This is a genomic window from Klebsiella sp. EMBS2024 (assembly GCF_036233805.1).
In the GTDB taxonomy this organism is placed as follows: domain Bacteria; phylum Pseudomonadota; class Gammaproteobacteria; order Enterobacterales; family Enterobacteriaceae; genus Klebsiella; species Klebsiella pneumoniae.
Map to the genome: position 1 here is coordinate 2061589 of NZ_JAZARW010000001.1, position 19034 is coordinate 2080622.

General features: G+C 59.9%; 15 protein-coding genes. 7 read left to right on the forward strand and 8 right to left on the reverse strand.

Going from position 1 to position 19034, the window contains the following annotated elements:
- Positions 1-8 precede the first annotated feature (8 nt).
- The 5 genes from benB to VZP09_RS09395 form a co-directional block, all read right to left on the reverse strand.
- Positions 9-494 carry a benzoate 1,2-dioxygenase small subunit gene (benB, locus tag VZP09_RS09375; protein ID WP_004200052.1) on the reverse strand — a complete coding sequence of 162 codons (486 nt, stop codon included), beginning with the start codon at positions 492-494 and terminating at the stop codon, positions 9-11.
- On the reverse strand, positions 494-1876 hold the full coding sequence (locus VZP09_RS09380) for a Rieske 2Fe-2S domain-containing protein (protein ID WP_040188598.1): 1383 nt from the start codon (positions 1874-1876) through the stop codon (positions 494-496). Before VZP09_RS09380 ends, benB begins: the two co-directional genes overlap by 1 nt.
- 109 nt (positions 1877-1985) lie before the next feature.
- Positions 1986-2912 carry a catechol 1,2-dioxygenase gene (gene catA / locus VZP09_RS09385; RefSeq protein WP_004175986.1) on the reverse strand — a complete coding sequence of 309 codons (927 nt, stop codon included), beginning with the start codon at positions 2910-2912 and terminating at the stop codon, positions 1986-1988.
- Between the two features lie 66 nt (positions 2913-2978).
- Positions 2979-3269, reverse strand: coding sequence for a muconolactone Delta-isomerase (catC, locus tag VZP09_RS09390; RefSeq protein ID WP_004180100.1), 291 nt, complete (start codon positions 3267-3269; stop codon positions 2979-2981).
- A gap of 19 nt (positions 3270-3288) precedes the next feature.
- Positions 3289-4452 carry a muconate cycloisomerase family protein gene (locus tag VZP09_RS09395; protein ID WP_328795480.1) on the reverse strand — a complete coding sequence of 388 codons (1164 nt, stop codon included), beginning with the start codon at positions 4450-4452 and terminating at the stop codon, positions 3289-3291.
- Between the two features lie 115 nt (positions 4453-4567).
- On the opposite strand from VZP09_RS09395, the gene VZP09_RS09400 reads away from it, so the two are divergent.
- The gene (locus tag VZP09_RS09400) at positions 4568-5458 is read left to right on the forward strand and encodes an IclR family transcriptional regulator domain-containing protein (protein WP_009485870.1); all 891 of its coding nucleotides are present in this window, start codon (positions 4568-4570) and stop codon (positions 5456-5458) included.
- Here the strand turns inward: VZP09_RS09400 and kmrA are convergent.
- A complete protein-coding gene (kmrA, locus tag VZP09_RS09405) occupies positions 5453-6952 on the reverse strand; it encodes an efflux MFS transporter KmrA (protein WP_004184186.1) in 1500 nt (499 codons plus the stop codon). The two genes, VZP09_RS09400 and kmrA, sit on opposite strands and share 6 nt — an antisense overlap.
- Positions 6953-7075: 123 nt before the next feature.
- On the opposite strand from kmrA, the gene VZP09_RS09410 reads away from it, so the two are divergent.
- From VZP09_RS09410 to narI, 6 genes are all read left to right on the forward strand, one after another.
- Positions 7076-7651 (forward strand): TetR family transcriptional regulator, encoded by a 576-nt coding sequence (locus VZP09_RS09410; RefSeq protein WP_094316002.1) that lies wholly within the window; start codon positions 7076-7078, stop codon positions 7649-7651.
- Positions 7652-7825: 174 nt separating this feature from the next.
- The gene (locus tag VZP09_RS09415; RefSeq protein ID WP_094316003.1) at positions 7826-9208 is read left to right on the forward strand and encodes a NarK family nitrate/nitrite MFS transporter; all 1383 of its coding nucleotides are present in this window, start codon (positions 7826-7828) and stop codon (positions 9206-9208) included.
- 114 nt (positions 9209-9322) lie between these two features.
- On the forward strand, positions 9323-13063 hold the full coding sequence (locus VZP09_RS09420; RefSeq protein ID WP_328795076.1) for a nitrate reductase subunit alpha: 3741 nt from the start codon (positions 9323-9325) through the stop codon (positions 13061-13063).
- The gene (narH, locus tag VZP09_RS09425) at positions 13060-14604 is read left to right on the forward strand and encodes a nitrate reductase subunit beta (RefSeq protein WP_009484268.1); all 1545 of its coding nucleotides are present in this window, start codon (positions 13060-13062) and stop codon (positions 14602-14604) included. The genes VZP09_RS09420 and narH overlap by 4 nt, the downstream gene beginning before the upstream one ends.
- Positions 14604-15299: a nitrate reductase molybdenum cofactor assembly chaperone gene (narW, locus tag VZP09_RS09430; protein ID WP_032415016.1), complete on the forward strand. Its 696-nt coding sequence runs from the start codon at positions 14604-14606 to the stop codon at positions 15297-15299. Before narH ends, narW begins: the two co-directional genes overlap by 1 nt.
- Positions 15296-15976, forward strand: coding sequence for a respiratory nitrate reductase subunit gamma (narI, locus tag VZP09_RS09435; protein ID WP_004175972.1), 681 nt, complete (start codon positions 15296-15298; stop codon positions 15974-15976). The genes narW and narI overlap by 4 nt, the downstream gene beginning before the upstream one ends.
- A 428-nt stretch (positions 15977-16404) precedes the next feature.
- On the opposite strand, the gene nhoA is transcribed toward narI, so the two are convergent.
- Both nhoA and VZP09_RS09445 read right to left on the reverse strand, forming a co-directional pair.
- Positions 16405-17250, reverse strand: a complete 846-nt coding sequence (gene nhoA, locus VZP09_RS09440; RefSeq protein ID WP_020804706.1) for an N-hydroxyarylamine O-acetyltransferase — start codon at positions 17248-17250, stop codon at positions 16405-16407.
- Between the two features lie 76 nt (positions 17251-17326).
- On the reverse strand, positions 17327-18982 hold the full coding sequence (locus VZP09_RS09445) for an ABC transporter permease (protein ID WP_328795078.1): 1656 nt from the start codon (positions 18980-18982) through the stop codon (positions 17327-17329).
- Between the last annotated feature and the right edge of the window lie 52 nt (positions 18983-19034).

Genomic DNA, 19034 nt, shown 5'->3' on the forward strand with positions numbered 1-19034 from the left:
AGCGCCTCTTAAATGTGGTAAACGTCAATCACCTGACGGATATAGTCGTTATTCAGGCGCACAGTTTTACGGACGATCTGCGGCCTGCCGTCCTGCTCAATTAGCGTGCAGCAGGTAGAGCCAAAATAGGCATCCGTGTGCTGATAGCGATGGCTCCAGGTGACCCAGCTGTAACGCACCTCCAGACCCTCGTCGCTTTCGCCCATCAGCTCAACGTTGCTGATGATATGGGTGGTCCGCGGCTCTGGCGTGCTGGCCCCGGAGCGCTCGGTTTTAATGCGGTAGACGCGATCCTCCAGCCCTTCGCGGTTGGGGTAGTAGATAAGCGAAATCTCTTTTTGCGGGTCGCGGGTCAGCTGGTCATCGTCGCCCCACGCCGGCATCCAGTAGACCACCTGCGGGCTGTAGCAGCTGAGCCATTCGTCCCACTGACGATCGTCCAGCAGACGGGCTTCGTAGTAGAGAAACTGGCGAACCTGTTCGAGGTTAAGCATCAGGCCACCTCCACGCGCTGGGTAATGGACTGGTCGTAACGCTGTTGTTCCTGTTCAATGGCCGCCAGCATCAGCGTCTGCCAGTGGTGGTGATGGGCGATGTACAGCGCTTCGTCCTCCGATTTCACCCCGCTTAACCGCGGCGAAAAGCCGGCATGTTGCGCATGCTCATCCGCGCCATCGACCCAGCGCAGCGCGCCGCGGCTGAGGTCGCTCCATGGCAGATTTTCGCCGAGATAGCCGCGCTGACAGGCGCTGAACTCTTCGAGGTCGTCCGGCGTCCCCATCCCACTGACGTTAAAGAAATCCTCGTACTGGCGGATTCGCAGCGCTCTGGCCTGGTCGGATTCCCCTTTCGGCGCAAAGCACCAGATGGTGACTTCGGTTTTATCCACCGCAATGGGGCGGATTACGCGGATTTGCGTCGAGAACTGATCCATCAGGTAGACATTGGGGTACAGGCACAGGTTGCGGGTTTCGTTGACCATCTGGTCGGCACGGCGTTCGCCAAATTCCGCCTGCAGCCGTTCGCGGTGGGCATAGACCGGGCGCACTTCCGGGTTGAGCGCCCGGGTCCACAACAGCATATGGCCGTTATCAAATCCATAGCCGCCGCCGAGGCTTTTTGACCAACCGTTGGCATCCACCGCGTGCGTCCCTTCCGCTTCATAGTTGCGGCGTGACATGGTTGAGGCGTAGTTCCAGTGGACCACGCTGACGTGATAGCCATCGGCGCCGTTTTCCGCGCCCAGTTTCCAGTTGCCCTCATATACATAGCTCGACGAACCCTTAAGTACCTCGAGCCCCTCCGGCGCCTGGTCGACGATCAGGTCGATAATCTTGCAGGTTTCCCCGAGATAGGCCTCCAGCGGCTGCACGTCGGCATTGAGGCTACCGAATAAGAAACCGCGATAGGACTGAAAACGCGGCAACTTTTGCAGGTCGTGGGAGCCGTCTTGTTTAAAGCTCGGCGGATAGCCGCCAGTGCTCTCATCTTTGGCTTTTAATAATTTGCCGTTATTGCTGAAGGTCCAGCCGTGAAACGGACAGGTAAACGAATTTTTATTCCCGGTTTTGCGTCGACATAACATGGCGCCGCGGTGGGCGCAGCTGTTAATTAGCGCGTGCAGCTCATTCTTTTTATCGCGGGTAATAATAACCGGCTGCCGTCCCAGCGTCAGGGTATAATAATCACCCGGCTGGGGAATTTGACTTTCATGAGCGAGAAATACCCAGTTACCTTCGAAAATATGCTTCATTTCAAATTCAAACAGCTGCGGGTCGGTAAATATAGAGCGATGGCAGCGGTAAATATGATTTTCACGGTCGACAACTAAGGCATTATTGATTTTGTCTTTGAGCGTCGAGAGCGTTTTTTGCATGAGTCGGTCCCTCCTGCAGGATTCAGGATGAAAGAAACAGGGTGAATTCTTCGTTTTCGAGTGCAATATCTGGCCCGGGCAGTAGCGTGCCCGGGGCCGATAATGCCGCTTACTCTTTGGCGCGCACGCGGATCCCGCGCTGCTCTTCGTCGGCGCTCAGCGCTTTACACAGGGTGAAATCAAAACAAACCTCGGTGTGCTCTCCCTCAAGATTGCGCTGCGCGATGATCTCGCGGTCGGTCACTTTTACCGGATCGGCAATCAGGCCGTCGCGGGTGGCAAAGGCAAAATCGTCCCACAGGTATTTATCGCCATTGAGGTTAATCTGGCTGGTCAGATGTTTATGACCCGGCGCGGAGACGAAAAAGTGAATGTGCGCCGGACGGTTGCCGTGGCGACCCAGTCTGTCCAGCAGTTTCTGGGTTGGGCCATCCGGCGGGCAGCCGTAGCCGGAGGGCATGATGCTGCGCACGCTGTAGCGGCCATCGGCGCCGGTGCGGATCCGCCGGCGCAGGTTGTACTCACTCTGGCCTGGGTCGAAGAAGGAATAATTTCCGAGGGTGTTGGCGTGCCAGATATCAACAATAGCGTTGGCCACTGGCCGACCTTCGGTGTCTTTGACTTCACCGTGCAGCCACATCACTTCTCCGGCGTCGGCGCCGTCATCCATGCGGGCGTGACCCTCGGCCAGCGGCGCATTAGCCACGTACAGCGGCCCTTCGATGGTGCGCGGGGTGCCGGTTTCCCGATGCGCTGCCGCGTCGATGGCGTCCTGGCGCAGATCGAGGAAATGCTCCAGTCCCAGACCCGCCGCCAGCAGCGCCGCCTCCTGACGCCCGCCCAGCTCGTGCAAATAGTTTACCGCGTGCCAGAACTCTTCTTCCGTAACGTTATAGTCGTCGATGAGCGTGCAGATATTTTCCAGCAGACGATGAATAATCGCCTTAAAACGTTCATCGCCGCCGGCAACATCTAATCCGGCACTGTCGCGTAATAATTTCTGAATAGCTGGTTGTTGTACGAATACATTACTCATACTGGTTCTCTCTTATATTTTGCAGGGTATACGCCGGTAATACCGGCGTGAGGTCAGATATTATTATTAGCGATCGTCATCGCGAATTGATGACGGATGACGACAGAGGGCTTCCACTTTTATCGCCATAAAGGGATATAGCGGCAATCCCATTAATATTTGATGCAATTCTTCGGCATCTTGAACATCGAAAATACTGACGTTGGCATAAAGGCCGGCAACGCGCCAGATATGTCGCCATTTGCCTTCCCGCTGTAATTGTTGCGAATAGGCTTTTTCGCGTTTTTTTATTTCCTCCGCCTCGTTGGCGGGAAAGCCAGGCGGAATATTGACGGTCATCTCCACTTTAAATAACATTTTTTTCTCCTGTTCCCCGCTACGGCTGGCGGGTATAAAAATGCAGTTTGTCTTCATCCAGCTCGACGCCAAGGCCCGGCGTTTGCGGCAGGGCCACCTGACCGTCGGCAAAGGTGAGCGGCACGCTGACAATATCGTCTTTCANCAACAGCGGGCCGAACATCTCGGTACCCCACTGCAGCGGCAGCGTCGACCAGGCGTGCAGAGAAGCCACGGTCCCTACGGTGCCTTCCAGCATGGTGCCGCCGTACAGGCCAATCCCTGCCGCCTGCGCGACGCGGGCCAGCGCCAGCACGCTGTTCGGCCCTCCGGCTTTGGCGATTTTCAGCGCGTAAGCGCCGGTAAAGCCCTGCTGCGCCAGCTGATAACCATCGTAAGCGGTCGCGACCGCTTCATCCGCGAGGATCGCGGTTTCAATTTGCTGGCTTAGCCGCACCAGGGCGGCATTATCATGGGCGCTGACCGGCTGTTCGATAAGATCGACGCCCATCGCCGCCAGTTCGCGGCAGCCTTTCGCGCCGGTGGCAGCGTCCCAGGCCTGATTGACGTCGACACGGATGCTGGCGCGGTCGCCTAACGCTTCAACGATGGCGCGGGTATGACGCAGGTCGGTGGCGAGTTCACGCGCGCCGATCTTCAGTTTGAACGCCCGGTGGCGGCCTTCGGCCAACAGTTTTTCTCCTTCAGCGATATCTTTCGCGGTATCGCCGCTGGCTAAGGTCCACAGCACCGGCAACGCCGTTTGCAGCGCGCCGCCGAGCAGGGCTGATACCGGCAGACCTAAGGCTTTGCCCTGGGCGTCGAGCAGCGCAGTTTCGATGGCGGACTTCGCAAAGGTGTTGCCTTTAATGGCGCCGTTCATACGGGCGGTCAGCGCATTCAGGTTATCGGCCGACTGCCCTTTCAACAGCGGCGTCAGATAATGGGTGATCGCCGACGAGATGGCCTCGGGGCTCTCAACGCCATAGCTCAAGCCGCCGATGGTGGTGGCTTCGCCGATGCCGCAGATGCCGTCGGAACGGGTAAGGCGCACAATCACCAGCGACTGGCAGCCCATGGTGGTCATCGACAATTTATGCGGCCGGATGGTCGGGACATCCACAATCCAGCTCTCGATTTGCTCTACGGTGGCAGTCATTTTCTGTTCCTGATGAGATATATAACTTTTTGTACCCACATCCATAACGGGGGTCTGTGCCATTGACAATAGGGTTCAGCCTGGCGGATGGTCAACGGCGATAATCGAAATGTTGTGCGATTATCGACGCGTTTGTTAAAAGACGGTTATTAATGTGATCATGGTGGTAAAACCGGCACAATTCAGCGCGCCCCATTTTGCGCAAGGTATAGTGATCTGCCGTGAGCTTTACGCTGCAACGGAGAAGGATGCGATGAGCGACAATATCCCCAATACGCTGAGCGCCAGGCAGGCCGAGCACGACCCTAACTTTATGCTGTCTCTGGCCCGCGGGCTTGAGGTCCTTAACGCCTTCACCCCCCAGCGCCAGCGGCTGACCATTTCCCAGCTCAGCCAGAAAACGCAAATCTCGCGCGCGGCGGTACGCCGCTGTTTGTATACCCTCGCCGCGCTGGGCATGGTGCACAGTCCGGATGGCCGTAGCTATGAACTGCTCCCCCGGGTGCTGGCCGTCGGCCACGCCTATCTGGCAGGCACGCCGCTGGCCAAGGTGGCGCAGACGGCGCTGGATAATCTTGGCAAAGCGCTCGGCGAATCCTGTTCGGCGGCCACGCTCGACGGGGATAACGTGCTCTATATTGCCCGCGCGGCGGTCAATAATTTACTGAGCATCGATCTGGGGCGCGGCAGCCGCCTGCCGGCGTGGGCCACGTCGATGGGGCGGGTGTTGCTGAGCGCGCTGCCGGAGGAACAGCTGGAAGTGACGTTGTCACGAGTTACGCTTATTCGCTACACTCCGCATACCCTGTGCGATTTGTCCGGTTTACGTGCAGAGATCGCCCGGGTGCGCATGCAGGGCTATGCCCTCGCCGACCGGCAGATCGAGGTAGGCTTGTGCTCGCTGGCGGTACCCGTGCTGTCGCGTCACGGTCAGGTGGTGGCCGCCCTGAATGTCGGGGTACCTGCCGCGACGGTCAGCGCCGCGGCGTTAAAAGAGAAGGCTCTCGCCCCGCTACGGCGCGCGGCGATGGATCTGTCGCTGCAGCTATAGCGCCGACTGCGGTTTCGCCACGGTGGCGAGGCTGCGCCAGATCCCGGCGGCCAGCAGCAGAAGCAATACACCCGCCGTCGCCAGCACCAGGCTATGAGCCTGAATAAAAGCCGTCTTCGCCGCCGCCATCAGCGCCTGCGCCACCCCGGCGGGCAGCGCCTGGGACAGACTCACCGCCTCGCCAATCGATGACGCCGCCTGCTGCGCCATGGTGCCACTCAGGCCAGACGGCAGCGCAATAGAGGCGCTGTAGCTGCGGGTCAGGATCAGGCCGAACAGCGCTATGCCGAGACCGGCGCCCAGCTCATAGGCCATGGTTTCAATCGCCCCCGCGGCCGCCGCTTTCTCCTTCGGCGCTGCCGCCATAATCGCGGAACTGGAGGCCAGCAGCGCGCTGGCCACGCTAAAGCCCAGCAGCGTCATCAGCCCCCANGCCAGCCACTGCTGGGTACTGAAATCGGTCAACGCCAGGCCGAGAAAGCTGAAGGCGCTGAGCAGCATCCCGCCGGTCGCCACCTCGCGCAGCCCAAGCCGCGACACCAGCAGGCCGGCAATCGGGCCGCTGAAGCCGCTGGCCACCATTACCGGCAGCATAAATATCCCCGCCTCGAACGGCGTTTTCTGGTGCACAAACTGCAGCTCCTGGGCCATCAGCAGCTCAAAACCGACCAGGGTAATCAGGGCCGTCATCGCCATCATCACCCCGCTTAAGATTATGCGATGGGTGAACAGGCGCATATCCACCATCGGGCGGGCCGCCGACAGCTGCTTGCGGATAAACCAGGTTAACATCGCCGCCCCGCCGAGCGCCACCAGCGCGGTGAGCCACAGCGCCAGCTGGCCCTTCAGCGCCGATTTCGCGCTAAACACCAGCATCAGGATCGCGGCAATCAAAACGAGCGCCTGCAGTAGATTGAGCGGCTGTTCGCGGCGCGCGGGCTGGCGCGGCACCACTTTCGCGTTAATCGCGATAACCACCAGCACGATCGGCACATTGATCAGGAACACCGACCCCCAGTAGAAATGCTCCAGCAGGATACCGCCCACCAGCGGGCCGAAGGCCGCGCCGCCGGAGCCGACCGCTGCCCACAGCCCCAGCGCCATATTGCGCTGGCTGGCCTCGGCAAAGGTGCTGCGGATCCCGGCCAGCGTCGCCGGGACGATCATCGCCGCTCCCACCGCCAGCAAAGCGCGTGAGGCAATCAGCGTCATGGCCGTCGGCGACAGCGCGGCGCACAGCGAGGCGATGCCAAAAATGGCGCTGCCGAGCAGCAGCAGGCGCTTAAAGCCGATCTTATCGCCAAGGGCGCCCATCGGCAGCACCATCCCGGCCATCACTAATGAGTAGATATCAATAATCCACAACAGCTCATTGCCGCTGCTACCCAGCGCCACGCTGAGGGTCGGCGCGGCCACATGCAACACCGTAGCGTCAATCGCCACCGGAATATAAACCAGCAAAATCGCCATCAGCGTCATCCATTGCCGTGACATAGCTTGTACCTCAATCAATATTGAATATTGGACACACGTCCAGGATGGCGATCCTGCCGGATTGTTGAACACATGTCCAACTTTTTGTTACACTCGGCCAAAGCCAGATGACAGCGGGGTTCTATGCACTATTTACAACGTGATGCGCGACGGGAAGGGATTATGCAGGCCGCCATGCGCCTGGCGCTGCGCGGCGGCGTTGCCGCCATGACCGTGCGGCAGATCGCCCGCGAAGCCCAGGTGGCCGCCGGGCAGCTGCACCACCACTTCACCTCCATCGGCGAGCTGAAAGCGCAGGTTTTCATCCGCCTGATCCGCGAGATGCTCGACATGCCGCTGGTGGCTGAGGACGCCAGCTGGCGCGAGCGCTTGTTCTCGATGATCGGCAGCGAGGATGGCCGACTGGAACCCTATATCCGCCTGTGGCGCGAAGGCCAGGTGCTGGCCGACAGCGATCCGGACATCAAAGCGGCCTACCTGCTGACCATGAATATGTGGCATGCCGAGACCGTCGCCATCATCGAGCAGGGCCTCGCCAGCGGCGAATTTCGGTCGGCTGAGCCTGCGGCGGATATCGCCTGGCGCTTTATCGCCCTGGTGTGCGGCCTCGACGGGATTTATGCGCTGGACGCGCAGGCCCTGGATGAGGCGGCGTTTAGCCGCTATGTAAATAAGATGATTACGCTGGAGTTGTTTTAGGCATATTTACATTTAGTAACAATTAATTCCGCTACGCTTACCACGTGCTCTCTGTCAGCACGTTTTTTTTATCTACGCTTCATAGATAACGCAAATTAAGCGTTATTCACTATCCCCTTGTATTCAGCTGTTGACCTTATTTATTTACTCCTTTCCGGGCAAGTAGAGGGCAATATGTCGGTGCAGAATGATAAAGATAATCATTACCTTTTGAACAACTGGCGGCCTGAAAACAAGGCGTTCTGGGAAAATAAAGGCCAAGCCATTGCGCGAAGAAATCTATGGATATCAGTGGCCTGCCTGCTGCTTGCTTTCTGCGTATGGATGTTATTCAGCGCCGTAGCGGTGAATCTCAATAAGGTCGGTTTTCATTTCACCACCGACCAGCTTTTTTTATTAACCGCCCTGCCTTCACTTTCCGGCGCGATATTACGGGTCCCCTACTCCTTTATGGTACCCCTTTTTGGCGGGCGCTACTGGACCGTATTAAGTACCGTTATCCTGATCGTGCCTTGTATTTGGTTAGGGGTGGCAATCCAGAATATTACTACTCCGTTCTGGGTATTTATTATTATTGCGCTGCTGTGCGGTTTTGCCGGAGCGAATTTTGCTTCCAGCATGGGAAATATCAGTTTCTTTTTCCCCAAAGCGAAACAGGGCAGCGCGCTGGGAGTCAACGGCGGCCTTGGCAATCTGGGCGTAAGCGTGATGCAGATGGTCGCCCCGGCGGTCATCTTCCTGCCGCTCTTCACCTTTCTCGGCGTCCATGGCGTCACCCAGCCCGATGGTTCGACAATCTCCCTGAGTAATGCGGCGCTCGTCTGGGTACCGCTGCTGCTGCTCGCCACCGTCGCGGCATGGTTCGGCATGAACGATATCGCCGGTTCAAAGGCCTCGATTCGCGATCAGCTTCCCGTGCTCAAGCGACCGCATATGTGGCTGTTAAGCCTGCTCTATCTGGCGACGTTTGGCTCGTTCATCGGCTTTTCCGCCGGCTTTGCCATGCTGGCGAAAACCCAGTTTCCCGCGGTCGATATCCTCAAGCTCGCCTTCTTTGGACCGTTCATCGGCGCGCTGGCGCGCTCGTTCGGCGGGATCATCTCCGACCGTCTCGGCGGCGTGCGGGTGACGCTGGTTAACTTCGTCCTGATGGCGCTGTTTACCGGCCTGCTGTTTCTGACACTGCCAGGCAGCGGCTCCGGCAGCTTTCTCGCTTTCTACGTGGTGTTTATGGGGCTCTTTTTAACCGCCGGTCTGGGAAGCGGCTCCACCTTCCAGATGATCGCCGTCATCTTCCGCCAGCTCACCATCGACAGCGTAAAACAGCGCGGCGGCAGCGATGAAGAAGCGCAGCACGAGGCGGTGACCGATACCGCTGCCGCGCTGGGCTTTATCTCGGCGATCGGCGCCATCGGCGGCTTCTTTATTCCGAAAGCCTTCGGCACCTCGCTGGCGATGACCGGCTCACCGGTTGGCGCGATGAAAGTCTTTTTTGTCTTCTATGTGGTTTGCGTGCTGGTGACCTGGCTGGTCTACGGCCGCCGTAAACCCGCTTAACCATAACGATTTATCTGCCGGATAGCGGCTTACGCCTTATCCGGCCTTACGAGTTCGTTCGCTCATCCGGCCGGGTGGCACGATGCCGGACATTATCGGAGCAGGAGAAATGTCATGAGTAAACTTCTGGATCGCTTTCGCTACTTTAAGCAGAAGGGCGAGACCTTTGCCAACGGCCACGGCCAGGTCTACAACAACAACCGTGACTGGGAAGATAGCTACCGTCAACGCTGGCAGTTCGACAAAATTGTCCGCTCCACGCACGGTGTGAACTGCACCGGCTCCTGCAGCTGGAAAATTTACGTCAAAAACGGCCTCGTTACCTGGGAAACCCAGCAGACCGATTATCCGCGCACCCGGCCGGATCTGCCAAATCACGAACCGCGCGGCTGCCCGCGCGGCGCCAGCTACTCCTGGTATCTCTACAGCGCCAACCGCCTGAAGTACCCGCTGGCGCGTAAACGACTGATTGAGCTGTGGCGCGAAGCCCTGGCGCAGCATCCCGACCCGGTGCTGGCATGGGATAGCATCATGCAGGATCCGGCAAAAACCCGCAGCTATAAAGCGGCGCGCGGCAAAGGCGGTTTTGTCCGCTCCAGCTGGAAAGAGCTGAACCAGCTCATCGCCGCCGCCAACGTCTGGACCATCAAACACTATGGCCCGGACCGCGTCGCCGGCTTCTCGCCGATCCCGGCGATGTCGATGGTCTCCTACGCCGCGGGCACTCGCTATTTATCGTTGATTGGCGGCACCTGCCTGAGCTTTTATGACTGGTACTGCGATCTGCCCCCCGCCTCGCCGATGACCTGGGGCGAACAGACCGACGTGCCGGAATCCGCCGACTGGTACAACTCCAGCTACATTATTGCCTGGGGCTCCAACGTGCCGCAGACCCGAACCCCGGACGCCCACTTCTTTACCGAAGTGCGCTACAAGGGCACCAAAACTATCGCCATCACGCCGGACTATTCGGAAGTCGCTAAGCTCTGCGACCAGTGGCTGGCGCCGAAGCAAGGCACCGACAGCGCGCTGGCGATGGCCATGGGCCATGTGATCCTCAAAGCCTTCCACCTCGATAACCCGAGCGATTACTTTCTCAACTACTGCCGGACCTACACCGACATGCCGATGCTGGTGATACTCGAGCCGCGCGACGACGGCAGCTATACGCCGGGCCGTATGCTGCGTGCTTCCGACCTGCTTGACGGTCTCGGAGAAAGTAATAACCCGGAATGGAAAACCGTGGCTTATAACAGCGACGGCGAACTGGTGGCGCCGAACGGCTCCATCGGCTTTCGCTGGGGCGAAAAAGGCAAATGGAATCTCGAACAACGGGCAGACGGCAAAGATGTCGAGCTTAAGCTGTCGCTGCTGGATATTCGCGACAGCGTGGTGTCGGTGGGCTTCCCCTACTTTGGCGGCAACGAAAACCCGCATTTTCGCAGCGTAGCGCAGTCACCGGTGACCCTTCACCCGCTACCGGCTAAACAGCTGACGCTGGCCAGTGGCGAAAGCGGCCTGGTGGTCAGCGTCTATNACCTGATTCTGGCCAACTACGGTCTGGATCGCGGGCTTGACGATGTCAATGCGGCGAAGGATTTCGCCGAGGTCAAAGCCTATACCCCGGCATGGGCGGAGCAGATCACCGGCGTACCGCGTCAACATATCGAACAAATCGCCCGCGAGTTTGCCGATACGGCGCATAAGACCCACGGCCGCTCAATGATTATCCTCGGCGCCGGGGTGAACCACTGGTACCACATGGATATGAACTACCGCGGGATGATTAATCTGCTGGTATTTTGCGGCTGCGTCGGCCAGAGCGGCGGCGGCTGGTCGCACTATGTCGGTCAGGAGAAACTGCGCCCGCAGACCGGCTGGCTGCCGCTGGCGTTCGCCCTGGACTGGAGTCGTCCGCCGCGGCAGATGAACAGTACCTCTTATTTCTACAACCACGCCAGCCAGTGGCGCTACGAAAAACTGACCGCGCAGGAGCTGCTGTCGCCGCTGGCCGACGCCAGCAAATTTAGCGGCAGCCTTATCGACTTCAACGTCCGTGCGGAACGGATGGGCTGGTTACCCTCTGCGCCCCAGCTCAACGTCAACCCGCTGACCATTAAGCAGCAGGCCGAGGCCGCCGGGCTCTCCCCCGCGGAGTTCACCGTCCAGTCGTTAAAATCAGGCGATATTCGCTTTGCCGCCGAGCAGCCGGATAGCGGCAAAAACCATCCGCGCAACCTGTTTATCTGGCGCTCAAACCTGCTGGGATCGTCCGGTAAGGGGCATGAGTACATGTTGAAATACCTGCTCGGGACCGACAGCGGTATTCAGGGTGATGAACTGGGCGCCAGCGATGAGGTAAAACCTGAGGAAGTCGAGTGGCAGACCGCGGCGATTGAGGGCAAACTCGACCTGCTGGTGACGCTGGATTTCCGCATGTCCAGTACCTGTCTCTTCTCCGATATTGTCCTGCCGACCGCCACCTGGTATGAAAAAGACGATATGAACACCTCGGACATGCACCCGTTTATCCACCCGCTCTCCGCCGCCGTCGACCCGGCCTGGGAGGCGAAAAGCGACTGGGAGATCTACAAGGATATCGCTAAATCCTTCTCGCAGGTCTGCGTCGGCCATCTTGGCAAAGAGACCGATGTGGTGCTGGTCCCGCTGCAGCATGATTCCCCCGGCGAACTGTCGCAGCCGTTCGAGGTGCTTGACTGGCGCAAGGGCGAATGCGATCTGATCCCCGGGAAAACCGCACCGTCGATTGCCCTGGTGGAACGCGACTATCCTGCCACCTGGGAACGCTTCACCTCTCTCGGCCCGCTGCTCGATAAGCTTGGCAACGGCGGGAAAGGCATTTCGTGGAATACGCAAAGCGAAGTCGATTTCCTCGGCAAGCTTAACTACGTCAAGCCCGACGGTCCGGCCAAAGGCCGGCCGCGGATCGACAGCGCCATTGACGCCTCCGAAGTTATTCTTAGCCTCGCCCCGGAAACCAACGGCCAGGTGGCGGTGAAAGCCTGGCAGGCGCTGGGAGAGTTTACCGGCCGCGATCATACCCATCTGGCGCTCAATAAAGAGGATGAGAAGATCCGCTTTCGCGATATTCAGGCGCAGCCGCGCAAAATTATCTCCAGCCCGACGTGGTCCGGACTGGAAAGCGAGCACGTCTCCTACAATGCCGGTTATACCAACGTGCATGAGCTGATCCCATGGCGCACCCTCTCCGGCCGCCAGCAGTTGTATCAGGACCATCCGTGGATGCGCGCCTTCGGCGAAAGCCTGGTAGCCTATCGCCCGCCCATTGATACCCGCAGCGTCAGCCAGATGAAGGCCGTGCCGCCAAACGGCTTTCCGGAAAAAGCGCTGAATTTCCTGACGCCGCACCAGAAGTGGGGGATCCACTCCACCTATAGCGAAAACCTGCTGATGCTGACGCTGTCGCGCGGCGGGCCGATCGTCTGGCTTAGCGAAACCGACGCGAAAGAGCTGGGCATTGAAGATAACGACTGGATTGAAGCGTTCAACGCCAACGGGGCTCTCACCGCGCGGGCGGTGGTGAGCCAGCGGGTGCCGCCGGGGATGACCATGATGTACCACGCTCAGGAACGGATTATGAATATCCCGGGTTCGGAAGTGACCGGTCGTCGCGGCGGCATTCATAACTCGGTAACCCGCGTCTGTCCGAAGCCAACGCACATGATTGGCGGCTACGCCCAGCTGGCCTATGGCTTTAACTATTACGGCACCGTCGGATCGAACCGCGACGAGTTCATCATGATCCGCAAAATGAAGAATATTGCCTGGCTGGATGACGAAGGTCGCGATCAGGTACAGGAGGCGAAAAAATGAAAATCCGTTCTCAGGTTGGAATGGTGCTGAATCTGGACAAATGCATCGGCTGTCACACCTGCTCGGTCACCTGTAAAAACGTCTGGAGCAGCCGCGAAGGCATGGAGTACGCGTGGTTCAATAACGTGGAGACCAAACCGGGCATTGGCTACCCCAAAAACTGGGAGGACCAGGATCAGTGGCAAGGCGGCTGGATCCGCGGCATTAGCGGTAAGCTGACGCCCCGCCTCGGCAATCGGGTCAGCGTGTTATCGAAGATTTTCGCCAACCCGGTGCTGCCGGCGATCGACGATTACTACGAACCCTTTACCTACGACTACCAGCACCTGCACAACGCGCCGGAGGGCAAATATCTGCCGACCGCCCGCCCGCGCTCGCTGATCAGCGGCGAGCGTATGGATAAGATTAGCTGGGGCCCGAACTGGGAGGAGCTGCTCGGCGGCGAATTCGAGAAACGCGCCCGCGACCGTAACTTCGAAGCCATGCAAAAAGAGATGTACGGCCAGTTCGAAAATACCTTCATGATGTATCTTCCGCGCCTGTGCGAGCACTGCCTCAACCCGAGCTGCGTGGCCACCTGCCCGAGCGGCGCCATCTACAAGCGTGAGGAAGATGGCATCGTACTGATCGATCAGGACAAATGCCGCGGCTGGCGGATGTGCATCAGCGGCTGTCCGTACAAAAAAATCTACTTTAACTGGAAGAGCGGTAAGTCGGAAAAATGCATCTTCTGCTATCCGCGCATTGAGTCCGGGCAGCCAACGGTCTGCTCAGAAACCTGCGTCGGGCGCATCCGCTATCTTGGCGTACTGCTGTATGACGCCGACCGCATTGAAGAGGCGGCCAGTACCGAACATGAAACCGACCTCTATGAGCGCCAGTGCGAGGTGTTCCTTAATCCAAACGATCCGGCGGTCATCGAGGAAGCGCTAAAGCAAGGCATCCCGCACAACGTCATTGAGGCGGCGCAGAAATCGCCGGTCTATAAGCTGGCGATGGACTGGAAGCTGGCTCTGCCGCTGCATCCGGAGTATCGCACCCTGCCGATGGTCTGGTACGTGCCGCCCCTGTCGCCGATCCAGTCGGTTGCCGACGCCGGCGGCTTACCGAGCAACGGCAACATCCTGCCGGCGGTTGAGAGTCTGCGCATCCCGGTGCAATACCTGGCGAATCTGCTGAGCGCCGGCGATACCGGACCGGTCTTGCGCGCGCTGAAACGGATGATGGCGATGCGCCACTACAAGCGCTCGCAAACCGTCGAGGGCGTCACCGATACCCGGGCCATTGAAGAGGTGGGCCTCAGCGTTGAGCAGGTCGAAGAGATGTATCGCTATCTGGCGATCGCCAACTACGAAGACCGCTTCGTGATCCCCACCAGCCATCGCGAACTGGCGGAGGATGCCTTTCCGGAACGTAACGGCTGCGGCTTTACCTTCGGCGATGGCTGCCACGGATCAGATACGAAATTCAACCTGTTTAACAGCCGGCGGATCGACGCCATCGACGTCAGCGGCGTGCGTAAGCATGGGGAGGGCGAGTGATGCGGATCCTGAAAGTGATCGGTCTGCTGCTGGAGTACCCCGACGAGTTACTGTGGGAGAACCGCGACGACGCCCTGGCGCTGGTCAGGGCCGATGTCCCTTCCCTGACGCCGTTTGTCATTGAGCTGTTGACGGCTCCGCTGTTGGATCGCCAGGCCGAATGGTGCGAGGTGTTCGAGCGCGGGCGCGCCACCTCGCTGCTGCTGTTTGAACATGTGCATGCCGAATCCCGCGACCGCGGCCAGGCGATGGTCGACCTGATGAATCAGTATCAGCAGGCGGGTCTGCAGATCGATTGTCGCGAGCTGCCCGACCATCTGCCGCTGTATCTGGAGTATCTCAGTATTCTACCTCCCGCGGAGGCTCGGGAGGGGCTGCAGAATATCGCGCCGATTCTGGCGCTGATCGGCGGCCGTCTTAAGCAGCGAGCCTGCCCGTACTACCAGCTGTTTGACGCCTTGCTGGCGCTGGCTAAAAGCCCGCTCACCAGTGACAGTGTCACAAAACAGGTGGCGGGAGAAAAGCGCGACGATACCCGTCAGGCGCTGGACGCCGTGTGGGAAGAAGAGCAGGTGAAGTTTATCGAAGATAATGCGACCGCTTGCGATAGCTCGTCGATGCAAGCTTATCAACGACGCTTTAGTCAGGATGTGGCGCCGCAGTACGTTGACATCCGCGCCGGAGGCCCGAAATGATCCAGTATCTGAACGTCTTCTTTTACGATATCTACCCTTACCTGTGCGGCACCGTCTTTCTGGTGGGCAGCTGGCTGCGCTACGATTACGGACAGTATACCTGGCGCGCCTCATCCAGCCAGATGCTGGATAAGCGCGGGATGGTGCTATGGTCGAACTTATTTCATATCGGCATTCTCGGCATCTTCTTTGGCCATCTCTTTGGCATGCTGACCCCACACTGGGTCTACTCGTGGTTCCTGCCGATGTCCCAGAAGCAGCTGATGGCCATGATCCTTGGCGGCATCTGCGGCGTGCTGACCCTGGTAGGCGGTATCGGCCTGCTGATGCGCCGCCTGACCAACCCGCGAATTCGCGCCACCTCCACGACCGCGGATATTTTGATCCTGTGCATTCTGCTGATTCAGTGCGCGCTGGGGCTGACAACCATCCCCTTCTCCGCCCAGCATCCGGACGGCAGCGAAATGCTCAAGCTGGTGGACTGGGCGCAGGCGGTGGTCACCTTCCACGGCGGCGCCTCGGCGCATCTGGACGGTGTCGCATGGATTTACCGCGTCCACCTGGTGCTCGGAATGACCATCTTTCTGATCTTCCCCTTCACCCGCCTGGTTCACGTCTGGAGCGCGCCGGTGGAGTATTTCACCCGGCGTTACCAGGTGGTACGCTCCCGGCGCTGAGCGCTGGCGACGTTTACCATTCATCCTTACCGGTAGCCCGGACGAGGCCTTCGCGCCAAGTTCGGGTATTTATCGTACCTGACTCCAGGCTTTATGCCGGATGGCGGCTNCGCCTTACCCGGCCTACAGGGTCCTCTCACAGGCTCATACCTCGCAGGCCCGCGCANGCGCAGCGCCGCCGGGCNAGATATCAGGCACGNTACCNGTNATNTNGCCGGGNGGCGGCTACGCCTTNCCCGGCCTACAGGNTCCNCTCACAGGCTCANACCNCGCAGGCCCGCGCAAGCGNAGCGNNNGCCGGGNNAGATNTCAGGCACGGTACCTGTATCGCCGGGTGGCGGCTNCGCCTTGCCCGGCCTACAGGGTCCTCTCACAGGCTTATACCTCGCAGGCCCGCGCAGGCGCAGCGCCGCCGGGCATGGGGAGATTTACTTCCCGGCTTCCGGATGGGTAGCGAACGCCGCCATCACCGCCGCCAGCGCCGCTTCGCTGAAGCCATGTTTAGGATCGTCCACCACCAGGCCGAAGCGGGTCTGCAGCCCTTCATACAGCGCGGAGACATCGGCAAAATCGATCTTCTCCACCACATGGTTATTCTCCCAGTGGGTAAAGTGGAAGTTGGTGAGGGTCATTTTGCCGCCGTCCGGCAGATGACGACACATCAGCAGATGGTGACGGAAGTGGGACTGCGGCCAGTGCGCCGACCAGAAGTTGCCCATCACATAATCAGATGCATACTGGCGGCCTAAATCGAAATGGTACATCGACTGCCAGTGTTCGTGATGGTTGAACTGCAGCGTCCACTCATCCCCTTCATGCACCAGACGATAGCTGCCGTGCGGCGTTTGCTGTGGGATATCGGCCAGCAGTTTGATCGGCGCGGTCAGCGTCTGGCCGCCGAAGCCGACGTCGGCGATCCAGCGCTCCCCCGCCACCTCCACCAGCAACAGACGGTGAGTACGCGGCGGCATCTGCGGCGGGTTGGCCAGCACCACGCGGCCCAGCAGGCTGCGGACGTTAAAGCCTATCTCGCGCAGCGCGCGCTCCAGCAGGCCATTCTGTTCAAAACAATACCCCCCGCGGCGGGCGGCGATCAGCTTCTCTTCCAGCGCCCCATCGTCAAGGTGGATTTCACGCGGCAGCAGGACGTCGAGGTTTTCAAAGGGGATGGCGCTGTTATGCTGCAGATGCAGTTCCCGCAGGGTATCAATGGAAACATCAGGCTCACCCGTCCAGCTCAGACGGGAAAAATAGGCGCGTAAAAAGGGACTCATCAGGGCCTCCAGCTGTAGGTGTCCGACATTTATAGCCTATTTTTCCGCGCCGACCGTCTTTTTTGTGCGCTTAGCGTTAACCGCGCGTGCGGCGCTGCATCAGCGCCAGCGCCGTCAGCATCAGGACCAGACCGGTCAACAACGTCAGGCTGGCCATCGCCATGCCCTGACCGACGGAACCCTGTTCGAACTGGCGCCAGATAAACACCGCCACGGTTTGCGTACCGGCCGGAGAGAGCAGCAGCGAGGTCACCAGCTCCCGGGAGGCCACCGCGAACACCATCAGCATCGCCGCCAGCAGCGCCGGAAAGACCAGCGGCAGGACAATCAACCGCAGCGCCTGCAGTGGCGACGCCCCGTGCACCCTGGCGGCGGGCTCAAGGTTCGGGCCCAGCTGGCGCAGCGCGCTGCCGACATAGCGCACCGGCCAGGGCAACAGCAGGCAGCAATAGGAGAGCAGCAGCNTCCACAGCGTGTTATAGGGCGAGCGCGGCCAGAAGGGCTGATTCCACAGCAGGATCAAACCGACCCCCACCACCACGCCCGGCAGCGCCGCCGGCATCAGCGACAGCGCGTCCACCATCCCGCGCCCTTTAATCTTCTGCACCATCACCAGCCAGGCGGCCAGCAGGCCCAGCGCGCCGACGATTAGCGCCGAACCCAGGGCCAGCGACAGGCTGGTGCCGAGGGCCGACAGGGCATCTCCCTGCTGGTCAAACAGCGCCGCGAAATGACGCAGTGTGACATTCTCAACACTCACGCCACCGGAGAGCGTGCCCATCACGCTGGTGAGCATCATCGAGACGGCGGGGACGCCGACCGCCAGGCCGCCGACGGCCGCCATCGCCAGCACGGCGGGCAGCATCATCCAGCCCAGCGATGCCCCGTGGTTCTCCCCCGGCTTACCGGTGACGCTGGTGACCTCTTTCTCCCCCACCAGCCGCCTTTGCAGCCACCAGGCGAACAACGCTACCGCCATCAGCAGCAGCGACAATAGCGCGGCGCCAGGGAGATCCACCGGCCAGTCGGCCAGCTTTTTCTCAATACCGACCGTCAGCATCACCACTCCCGCCCGGCTGCCCAGCGCCGCCGGTACGCCAAACTCCTCGATGGCGAGGGTAAACGCCAGCAGCATCCCCGCCGCCAGCGCCGGAGAGAGCATCGGTAGCGTCACGTGCCAGAAGGCGCGCCAGGCGCTGGCGCCATGGACGCGGGCGACCACCGCCAGCCGGGTCCCGCTCGCCAGCAGGCTGCGGGAGACGGCAAAGTAGACCACCGGAAATATATTAAAGGTCATCACCAGCACGATCCCGCTGCGGCTGAACAGCAGATCGTTCAGCTGCCAGCCGGTCAGCTGCTGCAGATAGCCCTGGCTTTGCAGGGCCAGCATCCAGGAGAGCGCCGAGATATAGGGCGGCGTCAGAAAGGGGATCAAAAACAGGAGATCCCACAGCCGGGGCAGCGGCAGCGAAAACATACCGCGCAGGATGCCGAGCGGCAGGCCAATCATTACGCTGACCAGCGCCACGCCGGCGGCGATCCACAGCGTACCGCCGAGCATCGCCGGCAGCTGAGGATCGGCCAGCAGCGCCGGGATGCCGCCAAAGGCGTCCCCGAGCGAACCGGCGCTAAAATGGGGAAAAATCGCCTGCAGCAGAATAAACACTAACGGTAACGCGACCAGCATCACCAGGGCGGCAAGGGTCGCGCCGGAAAGGAATGTTTGTTTCACAACCGGTTCCTGAAGCTGAGGGTCCTCCGGCGGCCAGCGCCGGAGAAACGGG

Bases quoted from the DNA above. Each gene is read 5' to 3' on its own strand.
- benB (WP_004200052.1), bottom strand. From the start codon at position 494: ATGCTTAACCTCGAACAGGTTCGCCAGTTTCTCTACTACGAAGCCCGT.
- VZP09_RS09380 (WP_040188598.1), bottom strand. From the start codon at position 1,876: ATGCAAAAAACGCTCTCGACGCTCAAAGACAAAATCAATAATGCCTTA.
- catA (WP_004175986.1), bottom strand. From the start codon at position 2,912: ATGAGTAATGTATTCGTACAACAACCAGCTATTCAGAAATTATTACGC.
- catC (WP_004180100.1), bottom strand. From the start codon at position 3,269: ATGTTATTTAAAGTGGAGATGACCGTCAATATTCCGCCTGGCTTTCCC.
- VZP09_RS09400 (WP_009485870.1), top strand. From the start codon at position 4,568: ATGGTGGTAAAACCGGCACAATTCAGCGCGCCCCATTTTGCGCAAGGT.
- VZP09_RS09410 (WP_094316002.1), top strand. From the start codon at position 7,076: ATGCACTATTTACAACGTGATGCGCGACGGGAAGGGATTATGCAGGCC.
- VZP09_RS09415 (WP_094316003.1), top strand. From the start codon at position 7,826: ATGTCGGTGCAGAATGATAAAGATAATCATTACCTTTTGAACAACTGG.
- narH (WP_009484268.1), top strand. From the start codon at position 13,060: ATGAAAATCCGTTCTCAGGTTGGAATGGTGCTGAATCTGGACAAATGC.
- narW (WP_032415016.1), top strand. From the start codon at position 14,604: ATGCGGATCCTGAAAGTGATCGGTCTGCTGCTGGAGTACCCCGACGAG.
- narI (WP_004175972.1), top strand. From the start codon at position 15,296: ATGATCCAGTATCTGAACGTCTTCTTTTACGATATCTACCCTTACCTG.
- nhoA (WP_020804706.1), bottom strand. From the start codon at position 17,250: ATGAGTCCCTTTTTACGCGCCTATTTTTCCCGTCTGAGCTGGACGGGT.